The sequence below is a fragment of the Herbaspirillum sp. C9C3 genome (genome assembly GCF_013359625.1).
Taxonomy (GTDB): domain Bacteria; phylum Pseudomonadota; class Gammaproteobacteria; order Burkholderiales; family Burkholderiaceae_D; genus Herbaspirillum.
The window spans coordinates 64,225-78,686 of record NZ_JABFMQ010000018.1 but is presented as its reverse complement, the minus strand read 5'-3'; the positions used below and the strand labels follow the sequence as shown (position 1 = coordinate 78,686).

At 60.5% G+C, this 14,462-nt stretch carries 12 protein-coding genes; 9 read left to right on the top strand and 3 right to left on the bottom strand.

The features are described 5' to 3' along the window. Nucleotides 1-104: 104 nt before the first annotated feature. Both HNO82_RS16465 and HNO82_RS16460 read left to right on the top strand, forming a co-directional pair. Nucleotides 105-1,064: a LysR family transcriptional regulator gene (locus tag HNO82_RS16465; RefSeq protein ID WP_008333922.1), complete on the top strand. Its 960-nt coding sequence runs from the start codon at nucleotides 105-107 to the stop codon at nucleotides 1,062-1,064. A gap of 126 nt (nucleotides 1,065-1,190) precedes the next feature. Continuing rightward, complete coding sequence (locus HNO82_RS16460) at nucleotides 1,191-3,227, top strand: AsmA family protein (RefSeq protein WP_175344447.1); 2,037 nt, start codon at nucleotides 1,191-1,193, stop codon at nucleotides 3,225-3,227. 81 nt (nucleotides 3,228-3,308) lie between these two features. Here the strand turns inward: HNO82_RS16460 and HNO82_RS16455 are convergent, their stop codons facing one another. The 3 genes from HNO82_RS16455 to HNO82_RS16445 form a co-directional block, all read right to left on the bottom strand. Continuing rightward, nucleotides 3,309-3,770: a hypothetical protein gene (locus HNO82_RS16455; protein ID WP_175344446.1), complete on the bottom strand. Its 462-nt coding sequence runs from the start codon at nucleotides 3,768-3,770 to the stop codon at nucleotides 3,309-3,311. Nucleotides 3,771-3,998: 228 nt separating this feature from the next. Next, a complete protein-coding gene (locus tag HNO82_RS16450) occupies nucleotides 3,999-4,301 on the bottom strand; it encodes a 2Fe-2S iron-sulfur cluster-binding protein (protein ID WP_175344445.1) in 303 nt (100 codons plus the stop codon). A 448-nt stretch (nucleotides 4,302-4,749) separates the two neighbouring features. Further along, nucleotides 4,750-5,634 carry a LysR family transcriptional regulator gene (locus tag HNO82_RS16445; RefSeq protein ID WP_008333910.1) on the bottom strand — a complete coding sequence of 295 codons (885 nt, stop codon included), beginning with the start codon at nucleotides 5,632-5,634 and terminating at the stop codon, nucleotides 4,750-4,752. Nucleotides 5,635-5,927: 293 nt separating this feature from the next. Here HNO82_RS16445 and HNO82_RS16440 point away from each other — a divergent pair, with 293 nt between their 5' ends. The 7 genes from HNO82_RS16440 to HNO82_RS16410 all read left to right on the top strand — a co-directional run bounded on the left by HNO82_RS16440 (nucleotide 5,928) and on the right by HNO82_RS16410 (nucleotide 14,288). Next, nucleotides 5,928-7,439 carry a CoA-acylating methylmalonate-semialdehyde dehydrogenase gene (locus HNO82_RS16440; protein ID WP_008333908.1) on the top strand — a complete coding sequence of 504 codons (1,512 nt, stop codon included), beginning with the start codon at nucleotides 5,928-5,930 and terminating at the stop codon, nucleotides 7,437-7,439. 81 nt (nucleotides 7,440-7,520) lie between these two features. Next, nucleotides 7,521-9,140, top strand: a complete 1,620-nt coding sequence (locus tag HNO82_RS16435) for a GMC family oxidoreductase (protein ID WP_175344444.1) — start codon at nucleotides 7,521-7,523, stop codon at nucleotides 9,138-9,140. 212 nt (nucleotides 9,141-9,352) lie between these two features. Beyond that, on the top strand, nucleotides 9,353-10,123 hold the full coding sequence (locus HNO82_RS16430) for an ABC transporter ATP-binding protein (protein ID WP_034351715.1): 771 nt from the start codon (nucleotides 9,353-9,355) through the stop codon (nucleotides 10,121-10,123). 29 nt (nucleotides 10,124-10,152) lie between these two features. Continuing rightward, nucleotides 10,153-10,881, top strand: a complete 729-nt coding sequence (locus HNO82_RS16425) for an ABC transporter ATP-binding protein (protein ID WP_034351713.1) — start codon at nucleotides 10,153-10,155, stop codon at nucleotides 10,879-10,881. Between the two features lie 189 nt (nucleotides 10,882-11,070). Further along, nucleotides 11,071-12,279, top strand: a complete 1,209-nt coding sequence (locus tag HNO82_RS16420; RefSeq protein WP_008333899.1) for an ABC transporter substrate-binding protein — start codon at nucleotides 11,071-11,073, stop codon at nucleotides 12,277-12,279. 131 nt (nucleotides 12,280-12,410) lie between these two features. Beyond that, nucleotides 12,411-13,295 carry a branched-chain amino acid ABC transporter permease gene (locus tag HNO82_RS16415; RefSeq protein WP_008333897.1) on the top strand — a complete coding sequence of 295 codons (885 nt, stop codon included), beginning with the start codon at nucleotides 12,411-12,413 and terminating at the stop codon, nucleotides 13,293-13,295. A 12-nt stretch (nucleotides 13,296-13,307) separates the two neighbouring features. Then, entirely contained in the window at nucleotides 13,308-14,288 is a 981-nt protein-coding gene (locus HNO82_RS16410; protein WP_008333895.1) for a branched-chain amino acid ABC transporter permease, read from the top strand. The last annotated feature ends 174 nt before the right edge of the window (nucleotides 14,289-14,462 follow it).

Below are 14,462 nucleotides of genomic sequence, written 5' to 3'. Positions count from 1 at the left end.
CACTTTCCGTTTCGGATATCAGTTATATAATCTGTGAATAATATTTCTGCCGGCGATGACCGGCGTCCATACTGCCTCTCCTTACCGCCGCAAAGGCCCGCCCTATGAGCTTTCTCACCCTGGACCTGAACCTGTTGCGCGTATTCGACGCCGTCATGACCGAGCAGAACCTCACGCGCGCGGCCAATCTGCTGGCCATGACGCAGCCGGCTGTCTCCAATGCGCTACGCCGCCTGCGCGACACGCTCAACGATGACCTGGTCATTCGCACCGCCCACGGTGTGAAGCCCACTCCGCGCGCCGAAGAGCTCTGGCCGACGGTGCGCCGGGCGCTTTCCGAGCTGGAAGCGGTGATCGCCCCGGAAAGCTTCGACATCTCGCGCGCCCAGAACACCTTCCGCATGGCCATGGTCGATGCCACGGCCGCGCTGTGGCTGCCCTCGCTGGTGCGCACCATCATGCGCGATGCCCCGCGCATCAAGATCCGCATGATGCCGCTGACCACCCGCGATCCGCGCGCCATGCTGCTGCGCGGTGACATCGACCTGGCCGTGGGCTTCTTCCCCGGCGTGACCGCGCAACTGGCCGACGGCCAGGGCATGGCCAAGAGCCAGATCAGCCACGCCCGGCTCTATACGGGGCAATACGTCTGCGTGATGCACAAGAACCATCCGCTGGCCACCCAGCCGCTGACGCTGGACAGCTACTGCAGCGCCGATCACTTGTTGGTGAGCCTGTCGGGCAAACCCCATGCGGTCATCGATGACGTGCTGGCGGGCATGAACCGCGAGCGCAAGATCCTGTTGACGGTGAACCAGTTCTTCACGGCCGGGCGCATCGTGGCCAGTTCGGAACTGATCACCGTGCTGCCACGCCATCTGGTGGCCGCCACCGGCATGGCCGAGGTGCTGGTGGTCAAGGAACTGCCCTTCCAGACCCCGGAAGAACACGTCGACATGCTCTGGCATGAACGCGATGCCCGCAATCCCGCCCACAAGTGGCTGCGTGCGCACTTGTCTGCAACAACCCATGACGAATTCGGTCGTATCAACATGAAGCGCTGAGGCAGCGCGTACACGAGGCTTTCCCGATCTGACTCATCCACGGGCGTGCGGGAGACAGGCGCCCGGAAAGCCCCCGTGTTCGCGCATCGGCGCCTGTTGATAACCCCAACCAGGGAAGCCGATCCGATGCCGCGCCTGACCAGACTCCTCCTTTGGCTGCTCGCCAGCCTGTTGCTTGTGATCGCCGCCGCGGTCATCTTCCTCCTCACCTTCGACTGGAACCGGGCCAAGCCCTGGATCAACGCGCGCGTCTCTGCGGCCACCGGGCGCGCGTTCGCCATCGACGGCAATCTGTCGCTGCACTGGCAGCGCCCGCAGCCGAGCACGCCGCCTGCCGGCTTCTGGGCGCGCTGGGTACCCTGGCCGCGTTTGCAGGCCGATAACCTGCGGTTGGGCAATCCGGCAGCCCTGGCCAGCTCCGGCCAGATGGTCACGGTGCGGCAGGTCACGTTTACCCTGAATCCCTTACCGCTGCTTGTGCACAAGATCTCCTTGCCTGCGCTGGAAATACAGGAGCCGGCCGTGTCACTGCTGCGCGACCGTGAGGGTGTGAACAACTGGACATTCAAGACTGACAGCGGCAGTCCTTCTACCTGGCAGTTGCAGCTGGGGCGGATCAGCCTGCGCCAGGGCAAGCTGGCGCTCAACGATGCGGTGCAGAAGATCGACATCAAGGCCGATATCGATACCCTCGATCCGGACAAGGACAAAGTCTACGGACTGGGCTGGAAACTGACCGGCAGCTTCAACGGGGCGCCGGTGTCGGGTCAAGGCAAGGCGGGCGGGGTGCTCTCGCTGCAAGACCAGCAGCAACCCTATCCGCTGCAGGCTTTGGTCAAGGTCGGCAACACCACCATCGGCGTGCGCGGCACCCTGACCAAGCCGGCCGAGCTGGCGGCACTGGATCTGCGCCTGTCGGTCGCCGGTGCCAGCATGGGCAACCTGTATCCGCTGACCGGGGTGCTGCTGCCGGAAACGCCGCCCTTTGCGACCGAGGGTCGCCTGATCGGCAAGATTGGCCCGGACCGCAGTCAGTGGCAGTACCAGGACTTCAGCGGCAAGGTCGGCGACAGCGATCTCAACGGCAGCCTGAATTACCTCACCGGCGGGGTCCGCCCGCAGCTGACCGGGACGCTGAGCTCGAATGTCCTGCGGCTTGACGACCTGGCTCCGCTCATCGGCGCCGATTCCAATGCCGAGAAGGCGCAACGCGGCGCCGAAGAACGCCAGCCCGGCAACAAGGTGCTGCCGGTCAAGACCTTCAGCACCGAGGCCTGGGGTGCACTGGATGCCGATGTACGCTTCACGGGCAAGCGCATCACGCGCCAGAAGGGCTTGCCCATCAGCGATCTGCAGGCGCATCTTATACTCAAGGACAAAGTTCTCACGCTGGACCCGCTCAACTTCGGGGTGGCCGGCGGCAATCTCACCTCCACCATCCGACTGGACGGCCAGGCCGCCCGGATGAAGTCCGATATGACGCTTTCTGCGCGCAAGCTGAAGATCCAGAAACTCTATCCGGAGCTCGATGCGTCACGTACCAGCTTCGGCGAGATCAACGGCGATGCGCGCTTGAGCGCAAGCGGCAATTCGGTGGCCGCCATGCTGGGGTCGGCCAATGGCGAAGTGAAGACTTTGGTCAGCCAGGGCGCCATCAGCAAATTCCTGCTGGAGGCGGCGGGCCTGAATGTGGGCAATGTGGTCATCAGCAAGCTGTTCGGCGACAAGGAGGTCAAGCTCAATTGCCTGGCCGGCGACCTGCCCGTGCGCGACGGCGTCATGACCGTCAAGACCCTGCTGCTGGATACGGAAGACGCGCTCATCGTGGTCGATGGCAGCATCGACATGAAACACGAACTGCTGGACCTGAACGTACACCCGCACAGCAAGGGCTTGCGCATCATCTCCTTGCGCTCGCCGCTATACGTCAAGGGCAGTTTCAAGGATCCCGACGTCGGCGTGAACAAGGGCGTGCTGGCATTGCGTGCAGGCGGTGCCGTGGCGCTCGGCCTGCTGGCACCGGTGGCGGCCATCCTGCCCCTCATCAATATCGACGCAGACCAGAAGGCCGAGTGTGGCCGCTTGCTGGAGGAAGTGAAGAAAACGCCGCAGGCGCCGCCGGCGGGCAAATCCCGTCCGCATCAAGCCGCGCCTAAAAAATAGGCAGCCGCAAAACAGGAAGAAAATTGCCGCCGGGCCAGGGGATAACTTCCCTGGCCCGGCGGCTTTCTGGGCCTCGTCTGCTTACGCTGGCAGCCGTTTGCTTTTTCCGCCTGTGGGGAAATTGCATGAAATCATGCCTGGCGGCCCCTGTTTCTCCCCTGCCAAGGTGCGAAATCGGGGACCAAATGCCCGAAATCGGTGACTTCCTGAAATTCCACCTCGGATCGACACGAATCCATCAATTTCGGAGTTGCCTGTGGATAAAGTTCTGAATAACTTTTTCACCGATTGGGGAAAAGTCAAAAAGTTATCCAAAGGCGGATTTTTATCCAAGATCGGCGATCGCCTCATACAGAGCTTGCCCAAGGCCTTGTCCTTGCCGTAAACGGCTGATTTTTCTCGCGTAAACCAGGTTATCCACAGCAGACGCAGGGCGTTAACTATCACTACTAATTTTATAAACAGCTTGGATTTAAAACCGAAGCGCGCGAGCTTTCGCCCACGACGCGGCTTGGCCTGCAGTCGGTCAGCGACCACTGTCACTGCCTGTGCGTAGAGGCAAGCTCAATGCAGCGAGATAAGAGAAAACACGGGGCGCTGGTCTCGGAGGTACTGGAGGGCTCGCCAAGCCACGAGGGGATAAGACAGGCAGGGGGCATGCTGCTGTGGAAAACAAAGAGCGCCTGCGACCGCTGCCGGGCTCTGTTGCCTTTTTTTATCCACAGGGCGGCCTGAAATGGTCTGCGCTGGCCAGCAGCGGTGGACAAGACATCAAGCGCTCAGGTCGAGCGCTCCAGGGACTTCCAGCACCAGGTCGCTAGCCGCCTGGGCCACGCAGGGCAGGATCCAGCCTTCAGCCTTCTCTTCGCGGGTCAATCCTGGCCATTCGATCTGGTACGCGATGTCGCCTGTGGACAATTTACACATGCAGGTCCGGCAAGTGCCATTCCGACAAGAGTTGGGCAGTCGGATACCGGCACGCAGCCCGGATTGCAAAATCGACAGTCCAGGAACTTGTTCAAATTGCAAACCCGAGGGTGAAATGGTGACGCGGAACGGCTTTTGGTTATCCATACCTTGATTTGCGCGGGTTTGAAGGCGCCCTGTGGATAAGTCTCTGCATATCCGCTGGGCGTTTTGGGTATATCTCGCCGTTTTATCCACGGGCGAAATATTGTCCAGAATCTGTGCCTGGACAATGCAGAAGCTTACCAAGCGTTTATCAGAAAGCTAAAGTCTTGATTTTTTTCGTGTAAACCGACTTATCCACAGTTTTTGGCGACGTTAACTACTACTACTATTTATATATATCCACAGCTAAATTAAAGAACCGAAAGCGCGTGCGCAGTGGACATCTTTCCAAAAAGTTGACTTTCAAGCACCAAAACCAGCAGAAAAGCCCTTGGCAAACCGATCAAGCGAGGGAAAAGTCCTTTGGGTTCGGCAGGAAAACGAGGATCTCAAGTCCTTGTTGCCCGTATTCAGGCCAATTCAATATCTTTTCGGCAAGTTATTGGCAGACTTACGATTGCCAGACTTGCTGCAACAGCTGGAAAACCGCCCTGATGGCAGCCTCATGTTGTCTTTTTTCTAATGTAATGAAGCTCAGTTCAGTCGACAGATCGACTGCATCGGCTATCACCAGCCCGTGGGCATGTGCCTGGTTCAGTGCGATCGACTCGCGCGCCAGTGACAGGCCCACCCCTGACTTGACCAGATCTAGCATCGACGACTCCTGGTCGACGAGGGCAACAGTCTGCGGCTTTACCTGATGTTGCGCGAAGATCTTGCTTAATAGACGATGATGAGCCGATTCTGCCGGAGTCCATATCCATGGCAGGCGCGCCAGTTCCTTCCAACCCTTGCCGGAGACACGGTTCTTCCAACCGGCTGGTGCAATGACGTTGTAGCTGAAGGAGGTCAGCGTCATGGCATGAAACCCCTTGCCGGGGTCGCCCAGGAAAAAGCCCACGTCCAGACGGCCGGCCCTGACTTCGTTGAGTACCGAACCCGACATGTGGTGGGACAGCTGGGTCGACAATTGTGGATGGCGTTCCACCAGCAATTTCAGAAAGGCGCCGAGGCGAATGAATTCCGGATCCAGAATGGTCCCGATGGCCAGGGTGCCGGAAACAATGTTGTCGTTCGAACGCAGGTCGGTCGCCTGGCGCCGCAATGCCTGGACATCGGCCAGCACGCGCTCGGCCAGCGGCAGCAGGGCATTGCCCTCGCCGGTGAGGACCATGCCGGATGCACTCCGATTGAACAAGGCAATGCCCAGACTTTCCTGCAAGGCCTTGATCTGCAGGCTCACGGCCGGTTGAGTCAGATGCAGCTTCTCGGCTGCCCGGGTCAGGTTACCTTCATGGGCAACTGCAATAAATGCGCGTAACTGGGTGAGATCCATCGTCTTCTCCCGCCTTTGATCCCTCTTCTTGTCCTTGCTGGATGTGGATAAACCGGTGGATATCCCGGTGTACAGCTTGTGAGGATCTTGTGGGTAGCGTGTGTACAAGAAAGTCCAGATTATAAGCAATCTTTATATTGCTCTTGATAATTCCTCATTGGATGTGCTGCGGGCAGACGACTATTCTTGCTCTTCCATGCCATGGACCCGTCATGATGACGGACTGGCCCGCTTGCAGGAGGGCGCAGGAGACAGCGCCGTCCACCATTCTCCAAAACACCAAAGGAAACCTTATGAGCCGCCCGCACATCGATCACTTCATCAATGGCCAGATTTCCCGCTCCGAGAGCGGTCGCAGCCAGGACGTCTTCAACCCGGCCACGGGCGCGGTTACGGCCAAGGTCGCGCTGGCTTCGGTGCAGGAGGTCAATGCGGCGGTGGCCGCCGCCAGTGCTGCCGCCCCGGCCTGGGCCGAGACGGCGCCCTTGAAGCGTGCGCGGGTGCTGTTCAAGTTCAAGGAACTGATCGAGCAGAACCACGATGCCCTGGCCAAGGCCATCACGCTGGAACATGGCAAGGTGTTTTCGGATGCGAAAGGGGAGGTCACGCGCGGTCTGGAGATCGTCGAATTCGCCACCGGCATCCCGCAACTGTTGAAGACCCAGTTCACCGACAACATCGGCGGCGGCATCGACAACTGGAACCTGCGTCAGCCCCTGGGCGTGACGGCCGGCATCACCCCGTTCAACTTCCCGGTGATGGTGCCGCTGTGGATGGCGCCCGTGGCCATCGCCACCGGCAACAGCTTCGTGTTGAAGCCCTCCGAGCGCGATCCTTCGCCCTCGCTGATGCTGGCCGAACTGTTCAAGCGCGCCGGCCTGCCCGATGGCGTCTTCAACGTGGTCCAGGGGGACAAGGTGGCCGTGGATGCACTGCTGGAACATCCGGACGTGCAGGCGGTGTCCTTCGTGGGGTCCACCCCGATTGCCGAATACATTTACCGCAAGGCCACCGAGCGCGCCGGGACCTTCCCGCTGCGTGCCCAGGCCCTGGGCGGTGCCAAGAACCACCTGGTGGTGATGCCGGACGCCAATCTGGACCAGGCCGTCGATGCTCTCATCGGTGCGGCCTACGGATCGGCCGGCGAGCGCTGCATGGCGATCTCGGTGGCGGTGGCCGTGGGCAGCGTGGCCGACAAGCTGGTCGATGCCCTGATCCCGCGCGTCAAAGCGCTCAAGGTCAAGAACGGCATGGAAGACGATGCCGAGATGGGGCCGCTGGTCACTGCTGCCCACAAGGCCAAGGTCGAAGGCTACATCCAGAGCGGGGTGGATGCCGGTGCCAGGCTGCTGGTCGATGGCCGTGGCCTGAAGGTGCCGGGCCACGAGGAAGGATTCTTCATTGGCGGCACGCTGTTTGACAATGTCACGACCGACATGAAGATCTACCAGGAAGAAATCTTCGGTCCCGTGCTGTGTGTGGTGCGCGTGCCGGACTTCGCCTCGGCCGTGCAACTGATCAATGCTCATGAATACGGCAATGGCGTCTCGCTCTTCACCGCCGACGGCAATACGGCGCATGAGTTCTCGCGCCGCATCCAGGTCGGTATGGTCGGCATCAACGTGCCCATTCCGGTGCCGATGGCCTGGCATTCCTTCGGTGGCTGGAAGCGTTCGCTCTTCGGTGATACCCATGCCTATGGCGAAGAGGGCATCCGCTTCTATACGCGCTACAAGTCCATCATGCAGCGCTGGTCGGCTACCATCGGCAAGGGGGCGGAGTTCACCATGCCGGTGGCGAAGTAAGCAGGGCGCTGGCCGCTTCTTCGCCGGGGCAGGGGGCGGCAGCAGACCACAAGACCACAAGAACAAGCAAACGGAGACACCATGCAATCGGCAGGGCAATACGACTACATCATCATTGGCGCCGGCACCGCCGGTTGCGTCATGGCCAACCGGTTCTCGCGCCAGACCGGCAAGAAGGTGCTGCTCATCGAAGCGGGGGCCAAGGACGACTACATCTGGATCCATATTCCGGTGGGCTATCTCTACTGCATCAACAATCCGCGTACCGACTGGATGTTTCGCACCGAGGCCGATCCTGGTCTCAACGGCCGCAGCCTGATCTACCCGCGCGGCAAGGTGTTGGGGGGCTGCTCCTCCATCAACGGCATGATCTACATGCGTGGTCAGGCGCGCGATTACGATCACTGGGCCGAGGTCACGGGCGACGACAGCTGGCGCTGGCAGAACGTCCTGCCGCTGTTCAAGAAGAGCGAGGACTACCATCTCGGTGCCAGCCAGTTCCACGGTGCCGGCGGTGAATGGCGCGTGGAGAAACAGCGCCTGCGCTGGGACATCCTCGATGCTTTCCGCGATGCGGCCGCCGAGAATGGCATTCCCAAGGTCGAGGACTTCAACTGCGGCGACAACGAAGGCAGTGGCTACTTCGATGTCAACCAGAAGCGCGGCGTGCGCTGGAACGCGTCCAAAGCCTTCCTGCGGCCTGCCATGAAGGATGGCAACCTCACCATCATGACCGGCTCGCACGTGAGCCGCCTGCGCATGGAACAGGGCGAGCAGGGACCGGTGTGCACCGGCGTCGAATTCACCGGCGGCGGCAGTGCCTGGTTTGCCGAAGCCAAGGAGACCATCCTCTGTGCCGGTGCGATTGGTTCGCCGCACATCCTGCAGATGTCGGGTATCGCCGATCCGGTCCTGTTGCAGCAGCACCAGATTCCCGTGCAGCATGCGTTGCCGGGCGTAGGCGAGAACCTGCAGGATCACCTGCAGATGCGCATGGTCTTCAAGGTCGATGGCGTCAAGACGCTCAACGCCATGGCCTCGACCCTGGTCGGCAAGATGAGAATAGGGCTGGAATACCTGCTCATGCAAAGCGGTCCGATGTCGATGGCGCCTTCGCAGCTGGGCGCCTTCGCCAAGTCCGACGCCCGGCAGAGCAGCGCCAATCTGCAGTACCACGTGCAGCCGCTGTCACTGGAAAAATTCGGTGATCCGCTGCATGCCTTCCCGGCCTTCACCGCCAGCGTGTGCAATTTGCGTCCGACCTCGCGCGGTCATGTGCGCCTGGCCTCGACTGATCACGCACTGGCGCCCCGCATCACCACCAACTATCTCTCCACCGAAGAAGATCTCCAGGTCGCCGCCAATGCGTTGCGCCTGACCCGTCGCATCGCGGCCTCGCCTGCACTGGCGCGCTATCGGCCCGAGGAATACAAGCCCGGTACGCAGTATGAAAGTGAAGCGGATTTGTATCGCGCTGCCGGCGATGTGGGCACCACCATCTTCCATCCGGTGGGCACCTGTCGCATGGGGCGCAGCGATGACGCGATGGCCGTGGTCGACGCCCAATGCCGGGTGCGCGGCGTGTCAGGACTGAGCGTGGCCGATGCCTCCGTGATGCCCTCCATCACCTCCGGCAACACCAATTCGCCGACCGTCATGATCGCCGAGAAAGTCGCTTCCAGCCTGCTTTCCCGGGCATAAAACGGCAATTCTCAGGTGCTGAACCATACGGTACTTATACGTATTGTATGAATGGTACGAACCGGCTACTATGCGCCAAATATTAAAACGAGCTTCTCGATTCGCCAGTCATTAAGGGCGGTTCCTGAATCCAAAAGATTCAGATGATCCGCAGCAGGCAGGCCTTGACGACCGGACCCACCGGCGCGGGCATCAAAGGGAAAGAAGAGACCATGACAGACGTCATTCTGGAGACACGAAACCTGACGAAGGAATTCAAGGGTTTCACGGCAGTAAGCGCGGTCAACCTGCAAATTGAGCGCGGTCACATTCATGCCTTGATCGGCCCCAACGGTGCCGGCAAGACCACGTGCTTCAACTTGCTGACCAAGTTCCTGGTACCGACTTCGGGCCAGATCCTGTTCAACGGCAAAGACATCACCATGGATGCACCCGCGCAGATTGCGCGTCAGGGCATCATTCGTTCCTTCCAGATTTCCGCTGTCTTCCCGCACATGAGCGTGCTGGAAAACGTGCGCATCGGCCTGCAACGCAAGCTCGGTACTTCGTTTCATTTCTGGAAGAACGGCGAGAGCCTGAAGCAGCTCGACGAGCGCGCCATGCAGTTGCTCGACGAAGTGGACCTGACCAGTTTTGCCCGCACCACCACGGTGGACTTGCCCTACGGTCGCAAGCGTGCGCTGGAGATTGCCACGACGCTGGCCATGGAACCGGAACTGATGTTGCTGGACGAACCGACCCAGGGCATGGGCCATGAAGACGTGGACCGTGTCACGGCCCTGATCAAGAAGGTCTCGGCCGGTCGCACCATCCTCATGGTGGAGCACAACATGAGCGTGATCTCCGGCATCTGCGACCGCATCAGCGTGCTGCAACGGGGTGCGCTGCTGGCCGAAGGCAGCTATGAAGAAGTCTCGCGCAATCCGCAGGTGATGGAAGCCTACATGGGCAGCACCTCGGTCGAACTGCAAGGGGCCCACTGATGAGCACCGCCACCCTGAATGCTGATGCCATGACCACGTCTTCTTCTTCCGCACCGCTGGTGCTGCAGATCAGCGATCTGCAATCCTGGTACGGTGAATCGCACATCCTGCACAACGTCAACCTCAACGTCCACCAGGGCGAGGTGGTGACGCTGTTGGGCCGCAATGGCGCCGGTCGTACCACCACGATGCGTTCCATCATGGGACTGGTCGGTACCCGCAAGGGGTCGATCAAGATCAACGGCCAGGAAACCATCAACCTGGCCACGCACAAGATCGCCCACCACGGCGTGGGCTACTGCCCGGAAGAGCGGGGCATCTTCTCCTCGCTCTCGGCCGAAGAAAACCTGATGCTGCCGCCCTTTGTTTCAAAGACGGACAAAGGCATGTCCATCGACGAGATCTACGAGATGTTCCCCAACCTGAAGGAGCGTCGCAACAGCCAGGGCACGCGTCTGTCCGGTGGTGAACAGCAGATGCTGGCGGTGGCCCGCATCCTGCGTACGGGTGCGCGCCTGCTGTTGCTCGATGAGATTTCCGAAGGCCTGGCCCCGGTCATCGTGCAGGCTCTGGCGCGCATGATCACCACGCTCAAGGCCAAGGGCTACACCATCGTCATGGTCGAGCAGAACTTCCGCTTCGCCGCTCCCCTGGCCGATCGGTTCTATGTGATGGAACACGGCCAGATCGTCGAGTCCTTCGCTTCCTCGCAGCTGGAAGCAAAGATGCAGACCTTGAACGAACTGCTCGGCGTATGAGCATCGCGCCCGGGCAGCCTGTGTTGCTGCCTGAGCGACTGTCCCGATTTTTCCGGTATCACCAGCTTCACGACTAGAAGAAGTACTGGCAACAAGTACGTCCGCGGGGGTGAGCGACCCTCTCCCCGTTCCACCAAGTTGTCTCGCATCGAAATCATCAAGCGGGCTTCAAAACAGAGGAGATGAAAAATGAAACTCAAGGCAATGGCACTGGCCGTCACCGCAGCCGCTGCGGCATTCGCGACCGCGCCGGCTTCGGCACAGATCTCGGGTGATGTGATCAAGATCGGTTTCATCACCGATATCTCGGGTGTGTATTCGGACATCGACGGCCAGGGTGGTGCGGAAGCCATCAAGATGGCCATCGCCGACATGGGCGGTGCGATCAACGGCAAGAAGATCGAACTGCTGGTCGCCGATCACCAGAACAAGGCCGACGTGGCCGCCAGCAAGGCCCGTGAATGGTTCGACCAGCAGGGCGTGGATATGCTCATCGGTGGTACCAACTCCGGCACTGCCTTGGCCAGCGCCAAGGTCGCCGCCGAAAAGAAGAAGGTCTACATGCAGGTCGGTGCCGGCTCGGCCCGTCTGACCAACGAAGAATGCTCGCCCTACACCGTGCACTACGCCTATGACACCGTGGCCCTGGCCAAGGGTACCGGTTCGGCCGTGGTCAAGCAGGGCGGCAAGAGCTGGTTCTTCCTGACAGCCGACTATGCCTTCGGCCACTCGCTGGAATCCGATACCGCCAACGTCGTGAAGGCTTCCGGCGGCACCGTGGTGGGTTCGGTCAAGCACCCGCTGGGCGCGTCGGACTTCTCCTCCTTCCTGCTGCAGGCACAGAGCTCCAAGGCCCAGATCATCGGCCTGGCCAACGCCGGTGGCGACTTCATCAACTCGGTGAAGGCCGCCAACGAGTTCGGCATCACCAAGACCGCCAAGCTGGCCGGCCTCCTGGTGTTCATCAACGACGTGCACTCGCTGACCCTGAAGAACACCGAAGGTCTGTACCTGACCGACAGCTGGTACTGGGACACCAACGACGAGACCCGCGCCTTCGCCAAGCGTTACTTTGCCGAGCGCAAGAAGATGCCGTCCTCCCTGCAAGCGGCTGACTATTCGGCTGCGCTGCAGTACCTGAAGATCGTCAAGGAAATCGGCAGCGATGACTCCGACAAGGTGCTGGCGGCCATGCGCAAGACCAAGTTCAACGACATGTACCAGAAGAACGGCTACCTGCGTGCCGATGGCCGCGTGGTCCACGACATGTACCTGTATCAGGTCAAGGCACCGTCGGAATCGAAGTATCCGTGGGACTACTACAAGCTGGTGCAGACCATCCCTGCCGAGCAGGCCTGGACCACCAAGGCCGAGTCCAAGTGCGCGGCCTGGAAGTAAGCAAGGCGTAGCACCGTAGCAGTAAGGCCATCGCACAGCCCAGCAAAATCTGTCATTTCTGTTCACGCGGGGATGGCAGATTTTTGCTGTAAGCGATGGCGTTTTTTACCCATCTGGATGAACGGGTTTTTATGGAACTATTCGGCATACCCCTGCAAGCCTTGTTGAGCCAGCTGCTGCTGGGCCTGGTCAACGGCTCCTTCTACGCCATGCTCTCGCTGGGTCTGGCGGTGATCTTCGGCTTGCTCAACGTGATCAACTTCGCGCACGGCACGCTCTACATGCTGGGCGCCTTCCTGGCCTGGATGGGCATGAGCTATTTCGGGCTCAACTACTGGGTCATGCTCATCCTCGCACCGATCCTGGTGGGCGCCTTCGGCATCGTCATCGAAAAGACCATGCTGCGCTGGCTCTACAAGCTGGATCACCTCTACGGCCTCTTGCTGACCTTCGGCATCACGCTGATGGTCGAGGGTATATTCCGCTCCATCTATGGCGTCTCGGGCCAGCCTTATTCGGTGCCTGACCTGCTGCAGGGGGCGACCAATCTCGGCTTCATGGTGCTGCCCAACTATCGCGCCTGGGTCGTGGTGGCCTCGCTGGTGATCTGCTTCGCTACCTGGTTCGTGATCGAGAAGACCCGCCTGGGCGCCTATCTGCGCGCCGGCACCGAGAACCCCAAGCTGGTGGAAGCCTTCGGCATCAACGTGCCGCTCATGGTGACCCTGACCTACGGCTTCGGCGTGGCGCTGGCCGCCTTTGCCGGCGTGCTGGCCGCACCCGTGATCCAGGTTTCGCCGCTGATGGGTTCCAATCTCATCATTACCGTCTTCGCGGTGGTGGTGATCGGCGGCATGGGCTCCATCCTCGGTTCCATCATCACGGGCCTGATGCTGGGCCTGGTCGAGGGCCTGACCCGGGTGTTCTACCCGGAGCTGTCGGCCACCGTGGTCTTCATCATCATGGCCATCGTCCTGATGGTCCGTCCGGCCGGCCTGTTCGGCAAAGAGAAATAATCGGAGACCGGCATGAACAAGAAAATCGGAATTGCTGTTTTACTAATATTGTTGTTGGCGGCACCGTTCGGCATCTACCCGGTGTTCCTGATGAAGATGCTGTGCTTTGCGCTGTTCGCCTGCGCCTTCAACCTGCTCATCGGTTATACCGGCCTGTTGTCTTTCGGTCATGCTGCCTTCCTGGGCTGGGCCGGCTACCTGTGCGGCCAGGCGCTGAAGGTGTGGGGTTTGCCGACCGAACTGGGTCTGATCATCGGTACCCTGACCGGTGCTTTGATCGGCCTGGTCATGGGCTTGCTGGCGATCCGTCGTCAGGGCATCTACTTCACCATGATCACCCTGGCGCTGGCGCAGATGCTGTTCTTCGTGGCCTTGCAGCTGCCGTTTACGGGCGGTGAGGATGGCTTGCAGGGCGTGCCGCGCGGCAAGCTGCTGGGCTTCCTGAACCTGGAAAACGACATGACCCTGTACTACGTCGTGCTGGTCATCGCCGTGGCGGGCTTTGCGCTGATCGTGCGGACCATCCATTCGCCCTTCGGTCAGGTCTTGAAGGCGATCAAGGAGAACGAGCCGCGTGCCGTCTCGCTGGGCTATGACGTGGCCCGCTACAAGCTGCTGGCCTTCGTGCTCTCGGCTGGCCTGTCCGGGCTGGCGGGGGCCACCAAGACCCTGGTGCTGGGCTTCGAGACCCTGACCGACGTGCACTGGAGCATGTCCGGCCTGGTGGTGCTGATGACCCTGGTGGGGGGGCTGGGCACCATCCTCGGTCCCATCGTCGGTGCGGTCATCATCATCATGCTGGAGAACAAGCTGGGCGATATCGGCAACTGGCTGGCCAGCGTCACCCACATCGACTGGTTCAATACCCTGGGAGATTCGGTGACGATTGTGACCGGCTTCATCTTCATCGTTTGCGTGCTGGCCTTCCGCAAGGGCATCGTGGGCGAGATCCTGGCATTCATGGGCAAGGGGCAGGCCAAGGGATCGCACTAGTTCTTGCGCTGAACTTCAACGCTTCATCTGCCGCCGGCAAGTCACCTTGGGGTGATTTCCCGGCGGTAATTTTTTATCTTCATTTTCGGCGAACCAGAACAGCAGCCAGGTGTTTCGCAACAGTGCGCGAAGCGTCATCTCTGTGGCTGATGCCAGCCGGGGCAGAGCGGTAGA

Bases quoted from the DNA above. Each gene is read 5' to 3' on its own strand.
- HNO82_RS16465 (WP_008333922.1), top strand. From the start codon at position 105: ATGAGCTTTCTCACCCTGGACCTGAACCTGTTGCGCGTATTCGACGCC.
- HNO82_RS16460 (WP_175344447.1), top strand. From the start codon at position 1,191: ATGCCGCGCCTGACCAGACTCCTCCTTTGGCTGCTCGCCAGCCTGTTG.
- HNO82_RS16450 (WP_175344445.1), bottom strand. From the start codon at position 4,301: ATGGATAACCAAAAGCCGTTCCGCGTCACCATTTCACCCTCGGGTTTG.
- HNO82_RS16445 (WP_008333910.1), bottom strand. From the start codon at position 5,634: ATGGATCTCACCCAGTTACGCGCATTTATTGCAGTTGCCCATGAAGGT.
- HNO82_RS16440 (WP_008333908.1), top strand. From the start codon at position 5,928: ATGAGCCGCCCGCACATCGATCACTTCATCAATGGCCAGATTTCCCGC.
- HNO82_RS16435 (WP_175344444.1), top strand. From the start codon at position 7,521: ATGCAATCGGCAGGGCAATACGACTACATCATCATTGGCGCCGGCACC.
- HNO82_RS16430 (WP_034351715.1), top strand. From the start codon at position 9,353: ATGACAGACGTCATTCTGGAGACACGAAACCTGACGAAGGAATTCAAG.
- HNO82_RS16425 (WP_034351713.1), top strand. From the start codon at position 10,153: ATGACCACGTCTTCTTCTTCCGCACCGCTGGTGCTGCAGATCAGCGAT.
- HNO82_RS16420 (WP_008333899.1), top strand. From the start codon at position 11,071: ATGAAACTCAAGGCAATGGCACTGGCCGTCACCGCAGCCGCTGCGGCA.
- HNO82_RS16415 (WP_008333897.1), top strand. From the start codon at position 12,411: ATGGAACTATTCGGCATACCCCTGCAAGCCTTGTTGAGCCAGCTGCTG.
- HNO82_RS16410 (WP_008333895.1), top strand. From the start codon at position 13,308: ATGAACAAGAAAATCGGAATTGCTGTTTTACTAATATTGTTGTTGGCG.